Annotated in this window: 11 protein-coding genes; 6 read left to right on the top strand and 5 right to left on the bottom strand. The window is 64.1% G+C overall.

The window, feature by feature from the left end:
- From HWV67_RS10560 to HWV67_RS10545, 4 genes are read left to right on the top strand one after another with little or no spacing between them, the layout of a single operon-like run.
- A complete protein-coding gene (locus HWV67_RS10560) occupies nt 1-951 on the top strand; it encodes an ABC transporter permease (RefSeq protein ID WP_110968212.1) in 951 nt (316 codons plus the stop codon).
- On the top strand, nt 941-1,747 hold the full coding sequence (locus HWV67_RS10555) for an ABC transporter permease (protein WP_110968211.1): 807 nt from the start codon (nt 941-943) through the stop codon (nt 1,745-1,747). The genes HWV67_RS10560 and HWV67_RS10555 overlap by 11 nt, the downstream gene beginning before the upstream one ends.
- A gap of 27 nt (nt 1,748-1,774) precedes the next feature.
- Complete coding sequence (locus tag HWV67_RS10550) at nt 1,775-3,199, top strand: gamma-aminobutyraldehyde dehydrogenase (protein WP_175651187.1); 1,425 nt, start codon at nt 1,775-1,777, stop codon at nt 3,197-3,199.
- Between the two features lie 16 nt (nt 3,200-3,215).
- Nucleotides 3,216-5,078: an NAD(P)/FAD-dependent oxidoreductase gene (locus tag HWV67_RS10545; RefSeq protein ID WP_175651186.1), complete on the top strand. Its 1,863-nt coding sequence runs from the start codon at nt 3,216-3,218 to the stop codon at nt 5,076-5,078.
- A gap of 109 nt (nt 5,079-5,187) precedes the next feature.
- Here the strand turns inward: HWV67_RS10545 and HWV67_RS10540 are convergent, their stop codons facing one another.
- The 3 genes from HWV67_RS10540 to HWV67_RS10530 form a co-directional block, all read right to left on the bottom strand.
- The gene (locus tag HWV67_RS10540; protein ID WP_175651185.1) at nt 5,188-6,294 is read right to left on the bottom strand and encodes an NADH:flavin oxidoreductase/NADH oxidase; all 1,107 of its coding nucleotides are present in this window, start codon (nt 6,292-6,294) and stop codon (nt 5,188-5,190) included.
- Nucleotides 6,295-6,413: 119 nt separating this feature from the next.
- The gene (gene recJ, locus HWV67_RS10535) at nt 6,414-8,123 is read right to left on the bottom strand and encodes a single-stranded-DNA-specific exonuclease RecJ (protein WP_175651184.1); all 1,710 of its coding nucleotides are present in this window, start codon (nt 8,121-8,123) and stop codon (nt 6,414-6,416) included.
- A 45-nt stretch (nt 8,124-8,168) separates the two neighbouring features.
- Nucleotides 8,169-8,711, bottom strand: a complete 543-nt coding sequence (locus tag HWV67_RS10530; RefSeq protein WP_110968206.1) for a YaeQ family protein — start codon at nt 8,709-8,711, stop codon at nt 8,169-8,171.
- A 151-nt stretch (nt 8,712-8,862) separates the two neighbouring features.
- Between HWV67_RS10530 and HWV67_RS10525 the strand changes: the two genes are divergently transcribed.
- Together HWV67_RS10525 and HWV67_RS10520 are read left to right on the top strand one after the other, a co-directional pair.
- Nucleotides 8,863-10,062: a CaiB/BaiF CoA transferase family protein gene (locus tag HWV67_RS10525; protein ID WP_175651183.1), complete on the top strand. Its 1,200-nt coding sequence runs from the start codon at nt 8,863-8,865 to the stop codon at nt 10,060-10,062.
- A gap of 23 nt (nt 10,063-10,085) precedes the next feature.
- Nucleotides 10,086-10,934: a TIGR02285 family protein gene (locus HWV67_RS10520; RefSeq protein ID WP_371929304.1), complete on the top strand. Its 849-nt coding sequence runs from the start codon at nt 10,086-10,088 to the stop codon at nt 10,932-10,934.
- A 149-nt stretch (nt 10,935-11,083) separates the two neighbouring features.
- Here HWV67_RS10520 and HWV67_RS10515 read toward each other — a convergent pair whose 3' ends face one another.
- Both HWV67_RS10515 and HWV67_RS10510 read right to left on the bottom strand, forming a co-directional pair.
- Nucleotides 11,084-11,368: a DUF3509 domain-containing protein gene (locus tag HWV67_RS10515; protein WP_095154359.1), complete on the bottom strand. Its 285-nt coding sequence runs from the start codon at nt 11,366-11,368 to the stop codon at nt 11,084-11,086.
- Between the two features lie 164 nt (nt 11,369-11,532).
- A complete protein-coding gene (locus tag HWV67_RS10510; RefSeq protein WP_175651182.1) occupies nt 11,533-12,744 on the bottom strand; it encodes an EAL domain-containing response regulator in 1,212 nt (403 codons plus the stop codon).
- Nucleotides 12,745-12,766: the final 22 nt, after the last annotated feature.

Here is a 12,766-nt window from a genome sequence, read left to right as displayed (position 1 = left end):
ATGAGCCTGGCCCTGGAAAAACCGGCGCTGACCGCGGCGGGATCGCCGATGCGGCGCTTCTCCACCCTGCTGTACCGCAAGCCCAATCTGTACCTGGCGTTGCTGCTGATCCCGCCGCTGATCTGGTTCGGCGCGATCTACCTCGGCTCACTGCTGAGCCTGCTGTGGCAGGGGTTCTACACCTTCGACGACTTCACCATGGCGGTGACGCCGGACCTGACCCTGGCCAACTTCGCCGCGCTGTTCAACCCGGCGAACTTCGACATCATCCTGCGCACCCTGGGCATGGCCGTCGCCGTGTCCATCGGCAGCGCGGCGCTGGCCTTCCCGATCGCCTACTACATGGCGCGCTACACCACGGGCAAGACCAAGGCGTTCTTCTACATCGCGGTGATGATGCCGATGTGGGCCAGCTACATCGTCAAGGCCTACGCCTGGACCCTGCTGCTGGCCAAAGGCGGCGTAGCCCAGTGGTTCGTGCAGGCGCTCAGTCTGGAGCCGGTCCTGCAATTCATCCTCGGCATTCCGGGCGTGGGCGGCAGCACGCTGTCGACCTCGCACCTGGGGCGTTTCATGGTGTTCGTCTACATCTGGCTGCCGTTCATGATCCTGCCGATCCAGGCATCGCTGGAACGCCTGCCGCCGTCGCTGCTGCAAGCCTCGGCAGACCTCGGCGCGACGCCGCGGCAAACCCTGATGCAGGTGATCCTGCCGCTGTCGGTGCCGGGCATCGCTGCCGGCTCGATCTTCACCTTCTCGCTGACCCTCGGCGACTTCATCGTCCCGCAACTGGTGGGTCCGCCCGGCTACTTCATCGGCAGCATGGTCTACGCCCAGCAGGGCGCGATCGGCAACATGCCAATGGCCGCGGCGTTCACCCTGGTGCCGATCGTGCTGATCGCCATCTACCTGTCCATCGTCAAACGCCTGGGGGCCTTCGATGCACTCTGAAAAAGCTTCGTTGGGCCTGCGCATCGCGGCCTGGGGCGGGCTGGTGTTCCTGCACTTCCCGATCCTGATCATCTTCCTCTACGCCTTCAACACCGAGGACTCGGCGTTCAGCTTCCCGCCCCAGGGCTTCACCCTGAAATGGTTCAGCGTGGCCTTCTCGCGGCCTGACGTGCTGGAGTCGATCAAGCTGTCGCTGCAGGTGGCATGCCTGGCCACCCTGATCGCCCTGGTGCTCGGCACCCTGGCCTCGGCGGCGCTGTACCGGCGCAGCTTCTTCGGCAAGGAAGGCATCTCGCTGATGCTGATCCTGCCGATCGCCCTGCCCGGCATCATCACCGGTATCGCCCTGCTGTCGGCGTTCAAGAGCCTGGGCATCGAGCCCGGGATCTTCACCATCGTCGTCGGCCACGCGACCTTCTGCGTGGTGATCGTCTACAACAACGTCATCGCCCGCCTGCGCCGCACCTCGCAGAGCCTGATCGAAGCCTCGATGGACCTCGGCGCCGACGGCTGGCAGACCTTCCGCTACATCATCCTGCCGAACCTCGGCTCGGCGCTGCTGGCCGGCGGCATGCTGGCGTTCGCCCTGTCGTTCGACGAAATCATCGTGACTACCTTCACCGCCGGGCACGAGCGCACCCTGCCGATCTGGCTGCTCAACCAGCTCAGCCGGCCGCGCGACGTCCCCGTCACCAACGTGGTCGCCATGCTGGTGATGATGGTGACCATGCTGCCGATCCTTGGCGCTTACTACCTGACCCGCGGCGGCGAAAGCGTCGCCGGCAGTGGCAAATAACCCTGACTGCCTGACGAGGACTGAATCATGCAAACCAAGCTGCTGATCAACGGCCAACTGGTGGCCGGCGAAGGACCAGGCCACGACGTGCTGAACCCGTCGCTGGGCACCACCCTGGTAAGCATCAACGAGGCCACGTCGGCCCAGGTCGATGCCGCCGTGCGCGCCGCCGACCACGCCTTCGACGCCTGGTCGCAGACCGTGCCCAAGGACCGCTCGCTGCTGCTGCTGAAACTGGCCGACGCCATCGAAGCCAACGGCGAAGAACTGGCGAAACTGGAGTCGGACAACTGCGGCAAACCCTACAGCGCCGCGCTGAACGACGAGATCCCGGCCATCGCCGATGTGTTCCGCTTCTTTGCCGGCGCCAGCCGCTGCCTCAATGGCTCGGCCGCGGGCGAGTACCTGCCGGGCCACACCTCGATGATCCGCCGCGACCCGGTCGGCGTGATCGCCTCCATCGCGCCGTGGAACTACCCGCTGATGATGGTCGCCTGGAAGATCGCCCCGGCCCTCGCGGCCGGCAACACCGTGGTGCTCAAGCCGTCCGAGCAGACCCCGCTGACCGCCCTGCGCCTGGCGCAGATTGCCGCCGAGATCTTCCCGGCGGGTGTGCTCAATATCGTCTTCGGCAAGGGCCCGAGCGTCGGCGCGCCACTGGTCAGCCACCCGAAAGTGCGCATGGTCTCGCTGACCGGCTCCATCGCCACCGGCGCCAACATCATTTCCAGCACCGCCGACAGCGTGAAGCGCATGCACATGGAACTGGGCGGCAAGGCCCCGGTGATCATCTTCGACGACGCCGATATCGACGCCGCCGTTGAAGGCATCCGCACCTTCGGCTTCTACAACGCCGGGCAAGACTGCACCGCAGCCTGCCGTATCTATGCGCAGAGCGGCATCTACGAGCAGTTCGTGGAGAAACTCGGCAAGGCGGTGTCCACCATCAAGTACGGCCTGCAGGACGACCCGGACACCGAGCTTGGCCCGCTGATCACCGCGCAACACCGCGACCGCGTGGCGGGCTTTGTCGAACGTGCCATCGCCCAGCCGCATATCCGCCTGGTCACCGGCGGCAAGGCGGTGCCTGGCAACGGTTTCTTCTTCGAGCCGACGGTGCTGGCCGATGCCCAGCAGGACGACGAGATCGTGCGCCGCGAGGTGTTCGGTCCGGTGGTCTCGGTCACCCGTTTCGACGACGAAGCCCAGGTACTGGCGTGGGCCAACGACTCCGACTACGGCCTGGCCTCGTCGCTGTGGACCAACGACACCGGCCGCGCCCACCGCGTCTCGGCGCGTCTGCAATACGGCTGCACCTGGGTCAACACGCACTTCATGCTGGTCAGCGAAATGCCTCACGGCGGCCAGAAACTCTCCGGCTACGGCAAGGACATGTCCATGTACGGCCTGGAAGACTACACGTGCATCAGACACGTGATGTTCAAGCACTGATCGACAGGAACCTTGCATGCAAATCACACGACGCGACTTTCTCAACGGCGTCGCCATTGGTATCGCGGCGGGGATGACCCCGCTGCAGATCCTCCAGGCCGCGCCGGACGGACGCTACTATCCGCCGACGCTGACCGGCCTGCGCGGCAGCCATCCGGGTGCCTTCGAAGTGGCGCACCAGATGGGTTGGGAAAAAAAGACCTTCGACACCGACGCCCTGCCCATCGCCGAACAGTACGACCTGGTGGTGGTCGGCGGTGGCCTCAGTGGCCTGTCGGCGGCCTGGTTCTATCGCCAGCGCCACCCGCAGGCGCGGATCCTGGTCCTGGAAAACCACGATGACTTCGGCGGCCACGCCAAGCGCAACGAATTCAACGCCGGCGGCCAGATGATCATCGGCTATGGCGGCAGCGAAGCCTTCCAGTCGCCGAACCACCTCTACAGCAAGGAAGTGAACGGCCTGCTCAAGGCGCTGGGCGTGGACATCAAGCGCTTCGAGACCGCCTTCGACCGCAATTTCTATCCAGACCTGAAGCTGTCGCGTGGGGTGTTCTTCGACAAGGAGACCTTCGGTAGCGACAAGCTGGTGACCGGTGATCCGACGCCGATGGTGGCCGACGACATCGCCCCCGAGCGCCTGAATGCCCGCTCGGTCCGCGACTTCATCAACGACTTCCCGCTGCCGGAGGCCGACCGCAAGGCGCTGATCGACCTGCACGAGGCGCCGCGGGACTACCTGGCCGGCAAGACCAAGGAAGAAAAGACCGCGCACCTGGAACGCACCAGCTACCGCGACTTCCTGCTCAAGGACGTGGGCCTGTCGCAGGCTGCGGTGGCGTATTTCCAGGGTCGCACCAACGACTTCATGGCCCTGAGCATCGATGCCGTGGCCGCCGCCGACGCCTACAACGTCGGTTTTCCGGGCTTCGCCGCCATGCAGCTCGACCCCATCAGCGAAGAAGCCCGGGCGGAGATGGAAGAGCCGTACATCTACCACTTCCCCGACGGCAACGCCTCCGTCGCGCGGTTGCTGGTGCGCAGCCTGATTCCACAGGTGGCGCCGGGCAAGGACATGGAAGACATCGTCCTGGCGAAATTCGACTACAGCCAGCTCGACCAGGCCGCGCACCCGGTGCGTCTGCGCCTCAACAGCACGGCGGTGAGCGTGCGCAACGTCGATGGCGGCGTGAACATCGGCTACAGCCGTGGCGGGCAACTGACGCCAGTGCGCGGCAAACACTGCGTGCTGGCCCGCTACAACATGATGATCCCGTACCTGCTGCGCGACCTGCCGGCCGAACAGGCCAACGCGCTGAGCCAGAACGTCAAGTTCCCGCTGGTGTACACCAAGGTCGTGGTGCGCAACTGGCAGGCGTTCCAGAAGCTTGGCGTGCACGAAATCTACGCCGCGACCCAACCTTACAGCCGGATCAAGCTGGACTATCCGGTGAGCATGGGCGGCTACGAACACCCGCGAGACCCCAACAAACCGATCGGCTTGCACATGGTCTACGTCCCGACCACGCCCAACGCCGGCATGAACGCCCGCGACCAGGCGCGGACCGGGCGGGCAAAACTTTATGCGCAAAGTTTCGACCAGCTCGAAGCACAGTTGCGGGAGCAGCTACAGCGGATGCTCGGTCCCGGTGGCTTTGATCACCAGAAAGATATTCTGGCGATCACCGTCAACCGCTGGTCCCACGGCTATGCGTGCTTCACCAACAGCCTGTACGACGACGTCGGACAGACTGAAACGTGGATGGAACAAGCGAAGAAACCGCTGGGCAACGTCACCATCGCCAACTCGGACGCGGCGTGGAGTGCTTACGCGCATGCGGCGATTGATGAGGCGTGGCGGGCGGTTGGGGAGCTGAGCTGAACCGTGGTTTGACACGGAACCTGTAGGAACGGCCCATCGCGGCTAACGGCCGCTCCTACAGAATCGCGATCGACCAACGCTTTGGGATTGCCTGCAAGATATCCCAGCATCAATCCCTCAAATCCGACTCATGAATCGGCTGCTCCCGACTGGTCGCCCGCTGATACTGCGCCGGCCAGACCGCTTTGTTGCCGCCCAGATCATCGTCTGCATGCAGCGGCCAGTACGGATCACGCAGCAGCTCGCGGGCGAGGAAGATCAGATCCGCCTGGCCGGTACGAAGGATGTGCTCGGCCTGGGCCGGTTCGGTAATCATGCCCACGGTGCCGGTGGCGATGCCCGACTCCTTGCGCACCCGCTCGGCGAAGCGGGTCTGGTAGCCGGGGCCGGTCGGGATCTCGGCATGCACTGAAGTGCCACCAGACGAGACGTCGATCAGGTCCGCACCCAACGCCTTCAGGCGCTTGGCCAGCTCTACGGTTTCGTCGGGGTTCCAGCCATCCTCGACCCAGTCGGTCGCCGACACCCGTACAAACAGCGGCAGCGAATCCGGCCAGACCTCACGCACAGCCTCGGTAACCTGCAGGGTCAAGCGGATGCGGTTGTCGAAACAACTGCCATAGCTGTCACGCCGCTGGTTGCTCAGTGGCGACAGGAACTGGTGCAGCAGATAGCCATGGGCCGCGTGAACCTCAACCACCTTGAACCCCGCCACCAGCGCTCTTTTCGCGGCGGCGACAAAGGCGTCGATCACGTCATGGATCTGCGATTCGTTAAGTTCGGTAGGCGGCGTGTGTTGTGGGTCGAAGGCGATTTTCGAAGGGCCCACAGGGATCCAGCCGCCGTCTTCAGGCTTGATGCTGCCGTGCTTGCCCAGCCACGGCCGATGGGTGCTGGCCTTGCGCCCGGCATGCGCCAACTGGATACCCGGCACGACGCCCTGGGCGGTGATGAAACGGGTGATTCGTTGTAGCCCCGGGATCTGCGCGTCGTCCCACAGGCCCAAATCCTGGGCGGTGAGGCGGCCGTCAGCGGTAACCGCCACGGCCTCGGTAATCACCAGGCCGGCGCCACCGACCGCCCGACTGCCGAGATGGACCAGGTGCCAGTCGTTGGCCAGGCCATCGACACTGGAATACTGGCACATGGGGGAAACGGCGATGCGGTTGGGCAGGGTCAACTGACGCAGGGTGTATGGCTCAAGCAACAGGCTCATGAGGGCACCTCTCCATGACTCCGAATGGTAGGCCGAACCGAGCGCTCATTCTTCCCTGCGGCTCAGTGCCGGTCCTACTGAGCCTAGACCAGTTTCCTACCCTCGGGTCACCGGGCCGATCAGCGCGGCTCCATGTGCGCAATCATCAGTTGCACGCTTTCCTGGCCGCGGAACTCGTTGACGTCGAGCTTGTAGGCCAGCTCCACCCAGCGCACGGTGGGGTTCGGCCAGACTTCACGGTCGACACTGAAGGCAATGCCGTCCAGCCGGACCGCACCGCATTCGCTCTTGAGTACCACCTTCAGGTGCCGCTCCCCCACCACCCGCTGCTCCACCAACTGGAACACGCCGTGGAACAACGGCTCGGGGAAATGCTGACCCCACGGCCCGGCATGACGCAGGGCGCGGGCCAGTTCGAGGTGGAACTCCTCGACCGCCAGGGTACCGTCGGACAGCAAGCGGCCGGTCAGGTCTTCTTCGCGCAACTGACGCCGGACTTCTTCATCGAAGGCCTCGGCAAACGCCGGGAAATTCTCTGCCGGCAACGACAGGCCCGCCGCCATGGCGTGGCCGCCGAACTTGCTGATGAGCTGCGGATGGCGCGCCGCCACGGCGTCCAGCGCATCGCGAATATGGAAGCCCGGCACCGACCGCGCCGAGCCCTTGAGCATGCCTTCGCCAGCATCGGCAAAAGCGATGGTCGGGCGGTGATAACGCTCTTTCATCCGCGAAGCGAGGATACCGATCACGCCCTGGTGCCAATCGGCTTCGAACAGGCACAGGCCGAACGGCATGGATTCCACCGGCAGGTCCTTGAGCTGGGCCAGGGCTTCGCGCTGCATGCCCTGCTCGATGGACTTGCGGTCCTGGTTCAGTTCGTCCAGTTGCGCAGCCATGTCCCGCGCCAGTTGCGGGTCTTCGCTGAGCAGGCATTCGATGCCCAGGCTCATGTCATCCAGACGTCCGGCGGCGTTGAGACGCGGGCCGATGATGAAGCCGAGGTCGGTGGAGGTGATGCGCTGGTGATCGCGGCGCGCCACTTCCAGGATCGCCTTGAGCCCGGGCCGGGCACGACCGGCGCGAATGCGCTCAAGGCCCTGGTGCACCAGAATGCGGTTGTTGGCGTCCAGCGGCACCACGTCGGCCACACTGCCCAGGGCCACCAGATCCAGCAGCTCGCCGAGGTTGGGTTGCGGCTTGTCCTGGAAGTGGCCAAGGCTGCGCAGTTGCGCGCGCAACGCCAGCAGCACATAGAAGATCACCCCGACGCCGGCCAGCGACTTGCTCGGGAACTCGCACCCCGGCTGGTTCGGGTTGACGATCGCATCGGCCTGGGGCAACTCGTTGCCGGGCAAGTGGTGGTCGGTGACCAGCACTTTCAGCCCCGCCGCCCGCGCCGCCGCCACACCCTCGACGCTGGAAATGCCGTTATCCACGGTGACCAGCAGGTCCGGCGAACGCTGCAGCGCCACCGCAACGATTTCCGGCGTCAGGCCGTAGCCATATTCGAAGCGGTTGGGCACCAGATAATCGACATGGGCCGCGCCCAGCAAGCGCAGGCCAAGCACACCGACCGTGCTGGCGGTGGCGCCGTCGGCATCGAAGTCGCCGACGATGAGGATGCGCTGGCGCTTGCCCAGGGCGTCCAGCAGCAGGTCCACCGCGGCATCGATGCCCTTGAGCATCTGGTACGGCAGCAGCCGGCCCAGGCTCTTGTCCAGCTCTTCCGCGCTCTGCACGCCACGGGCGGCGTACAGGCGGGTCAGCAGGGGTGGCAGGTCGCCAAGAAACGGCAGGGTGGACGGCAGTGAACGCGGCTCGATACGCATGGGACGGCTTAGGCTTCCATGAAAAACAAAAAAACGGACGACGGCTTAGCCGCGATCACCCAGCAACCACTCCAACTGGACTTCATGCTGACCACGGTCGTCGGTGACGAAGATCGTCCCTTCGCTGATCATCACGTCCCACTTGATGGCACGCGGCATGTCGGTGGACAGGGTTTCCAGCACCTCTTGCGGCACCGCGGCGATGTTGAGGTTCTTCAGGCCCTTGACCGCATCCACCACCTTGCCCGTCCACACCCGCAGGCTGCCGTAGGCCAGCAGGCTGGTGCGCTCGGTGCGACGCGAGCACCAGGTCAGGCGATCAGCGTCCGGCTGGCCGACTTCGATCCAGTGCAGAACACGGTCATCCAGGCTTTTTTCCCACAGCGCAGGCTCATCGACGTCCGACAGACCACGCCCGAACGACAACTGCTCGTTGTACCAGAAGGCGTAGGCCAGCAGCCGCACGGCCATGCGCTCTTCGGTTTCCGAAGGGTGGCGGGCGATGGTCTGCTTGACGCTTTCGTACACGCCGCGGTCGAGGTCAGTGAGGTTCAGTTCGAATTTGTAGGTGGTGGACGGCTGGGCCATGGGGCGGGCTTCTGATAACGGGGAAAGTCGCCCAGTCTACCCGATGCGACGCCTATCAACTAAGCGAACCCACAATCATGAGCTACAACAGTATCTGAGCCTTTCGCCCTGTGATAAAAACGAGCGCCTTGCCCACCGCCACGGATGTCTTATGTCGCTGCCCAGCAAACCTCTTGCCGGCCTCAAGGTCGTCGAACTCGGAACCCTGATTGCCGGACCGTTCGCCTCGCGAATCTGTGCCGAATTCGGCGCCCAGGTGGTCAAGGTCGAGTCGCCGGACGGCGGCGACCCGCTGCGCAAGTGGCGCAAGCTCTACGAGGGCACCTCGCTGTGGTGGTTCGTCCAGGCGCGCAACAAGCAGTCGCTGACCCTCAACCTCAAGCATCCCGAAGGCCTGGCGATCCTCAAACGCCTGCTGGCCGATGCCGACATCCTCATCGAGAACTTCCGTCCCGGCGTGCTGGAAAAGCTCGGCCTGGGCTGGGACGTGCTCAAGGCGCTGAATCCGAAGCTGGTGATGGTGCGCCTGTCAGGCTTCGGCCAGACCGGGCCGATGAAAGACCAGCCAGGCTTCGGCGCAGTGGGCGAGTCAATGGGCGGGCTGCGCTACATCACCGGCTTCGAAGACCGCCCGCCAGTACGCACCGGGATTTCCATCGGTGACTCCATTGCCGCCCTGTGGGGCGTGATCGGCGCGCTCATGGCGCTGCGCCACCGCGAGGTGAACGGCGGCGAAGGCCAAGTGGTGGACGTGGCGCTGTACGAAGCGATCTTCGCCATGATGGAAAGCATGGTTCCGGAGTTCGACGTGTTCGGTTTCATCCGCGAGCGCACCGGCAACATCATGCCCGGCATCACGCCCTCCTCCATCCACACCAGCGCCGACGGCAAGCACGTGCAGATCGGCGCCAACGGCGACGCAATCTTCAAGCGCTTCATGCTGGCGATCGGTCGCGCCGACCTCGCCGACGACCCGACCCTGGCCAGCAACGACGGCCGCGACCTGCGCCGCGACGAGCTGTATGGCGTCATTGATCGCTGGGCCAACAGTGTGCCACTGGACACTTTGATGCAGACACTCACCACCGCCGAAGTGCCGGCCAGCCGCATCTATTCCGCCGAAGACATGTTCAGCGACCCGCAATACCTCGCCCGCGAAATGTTCCTCCAGGCCAAGCTGCCCGACGGCAAGCCGTTCAAGATGCCCGGCATCGTGCCCAAGCTCTCCGACACGCCGGGCGCCACCGAGTGGGTCGGGCCGAAACTCGGCGAACACACCGAACAGGTACTGGGTGAGCTGGGCTACACCGCAGCGACCATCGCCAACCTGCGCGAACAGGGTGCCATCTGACCGGGGCGCTGCGTCGACTCGGCCTGGGCGTTCTGCTCGGCGCGCTGCTGGCCGCGCCGGGCGCAGCGTGGGCCAAGGAACGGCTGATCTGGCTACTGCGTGATTTGCCGCCGCTGACGATTTTCGAGGGCTCGCGGAAAAGCCAGGGCGCGGTGGACCAGATGCTGGCGATGCTGATCGAGCGCATGCCCGAGTACGACCACAGCATCCAGCGGGTCAACCGTGCCCGAGCCTTGCAGATGCTCCAGGAAGGAGGCTTCAATTGCGACCCGACGCTGCTCTGGACGCCCGAACGCGCGCGGTTCATCCATTTTTCGGTGCCGAGCATGGGCACCCTGAGCAACGGCCTGGTGGTGCGCAAGCAGGATCAGGCACTGGTCGATCCTTTCCTGGTCAACCACGCCGTTGACCTCAAGGCACTGCTGGCCAACCCGCCGGCCCGGCTTGGCATGGTCGCCGAACGCAGCTACAGCACACCGATCGACAGCGTGCTGAAGACCACGCCTGCGGAAAACCTGACGCCACATTACGGCACCGATGCGGTCAGAAGCCTTCTGCAGATGCAGCATCTGGGGCGGTTGAAATGGCTGCTGGCCTACTGGCCGGAGGTGCGTTATCTGAGCCTTGAACTGGGCCAGTCACTGGACGATCTGGTGTTCTACCCGATCCAGGGCGTGACGCAGTACCAGTTCATCCACGTCGGCTGTTCCGATACGCCGCTGGGTCACGAAGCCATTACCCACATCAACCAGTTGCTGCTGGAGCTGCGCAAGGAAACCCTGCCGCCACTCTACGGCCAGTGGCTCGACCCGCAAATGCGCGAAAGCTACATGAAGGACGCCGAACGCTTTTTCGACGATGACGCGCCGTAAACAGGCAAAAAGAAACCCCGGACGGTGGGGAGGCCGCTCGGGGTTAAACGAAGGCCCTTGGGCCTCGTGTATGACAGTCAGAAAGCATCGGAGCAAAATGCCATCTGGCTGCCTGTATAAGGTCTGATTACGTTGCTAAGGAAAGGTTCCTACAAGGTAGCCGATAAATTCCTATCCTGTCGGGCGTGTTGCCAGGCCGCGATCACACAGGGCTGCAAACGTCCTTCGGCAATGCGTAGATCGCGTTGCAGACCGTCCACCAGGTCCACCAGCAGACGCTGATCCTGCAACTGACTGGCCCTGACCGTGCGCTGCAACACTTCCAGGCCGGACTCGTCGCTCAGCGACAAGGCAAAATCGGTAGTCCCCTGGGGCGCCAGCGTGACCAGATAAGGTGCGAATGCTTCGTTGAGCAACAAGCTGACAGATTCCATCTTGTTCACTATTCACCTCGTTAGGACAAAGGGTCTTTAACTGACCCTGTGAGCGGCGGGAAAGTTCGGCCAGGTCACTTCGCTGCACGTTCAGCGAGAATGCCCACGGAACATGACAGATTAAATCTGCCCAACCGATTAATATCAGAAAGCCAGCACTCAGCTCAAGCCGCACCGTTTCGTGCCAGCGCCGCCGGCTCGTGGGCATTCATCCACTTCAGCAATTCACCTTCGCCCATCGGCCTTGCGACAAAACCACCTTGCACCCGCGGTTTGCCCACATGGTTCAGGGCCCGCCAATCGTTGAAGGTTTCCACGCCCTGCACCACCACGTCCAACGCCAGGCGCCGCGCCAGGATCAACGCCGTCGCCACCGCGCCCGACTTCTTGCCGTCAGCGGCCAAGCCGCGCAGCAACTCGGCAGGCAGCTTCAATTCACTCAGGGGCAGGGCAAACAGTTGCGGCAGATTGCCGACGGCGCTTCCTGAACATTCCAGTGCAAGACGACAACCGAGCTGACGCAACACCGCCCATTGCTCGCCGTCGAGCAGACCACAGTGGCCCTCCTTCAACGTCAGCGTGAGCACGCTGGCGGGCAGTTCCAGCGTCACCAGCAGTTGCGCCAACCGTGCGACGAAGCCGGCATCCGGCAACAACGCGGGTGGCAGTTCCACCGTCACCGGCAGCGGCTGACCATTGCCCAGGCAGGTCACCGAACTGAACGCCAGTGCATGTTCGAGCACATGCCAGGTCAGCACGTCGAGCAGCCCTACCCCATTGGGCACGGTAAAGAACTGGCCCGGCGCCAACAGACCAAGGGTCGGGTGCTGCCAGCGCACGCTCGCTTCGACGCCAACCAACGCACCCGCAGCGCAGATCATCGGCTGGTAACGAACCCGCCACTGTGCGCGGGACAAGGCCAGATGCTCGGGGGACAGGCGAGTCAGTTCGAGGATATGCGGCGGTACGCCGGCCTGTTGTGGCGCGTGTGTGTCTTCGCAGTATTGCGACAGCAGGCGGTGCAGCGTGGCGCAACTGGCCGGCTTGCGCACGCAACCCAGCAGTTGCAGGCCAAGGTGCCGGGACAGCTCGCCAATGCTGTCGAGCAGCGCAGGCTCGGCATCACTGAGGACGATCAACGCGTCAGCCAGCGCGTTTTCCGCCAGGTGGCGGATCAACGCCAAACCGTCGGCACCTTCCATGTACAGGTCGCAGATGGCGATATCCACCGGTCCACGGCGGGCCAGCATCTGCTTCGCGCACTCCACCGACTCGGCCGCCAGGACGTCGAACACGCCGTTGGCGTTGAGCATCTGGTGCAATGCCATGAGTTGAAAGGGATGGTCTTCGAGGATCAGGACCTTGAGCGAGTGCATCAACGTTTCTCCGCAGGTTGCA

The organism is Pseudomonas sp. Marseille-P9899 (assembly GCF_903166565.1).
Classification (GTDB): domain Bacteria; phylum Pseudomonadota; class Gammaproteobacteria; order Pseudomonadales; family Pseudomonadaceae; genus Aquipseudomonas; species Aquipseudomonas huaxiensis.
The sequence above is the reverse complement of the archived record's forward strand: the minus strand, read 5'-3'. Positions and strand labels throughout refer to the sequence as shown.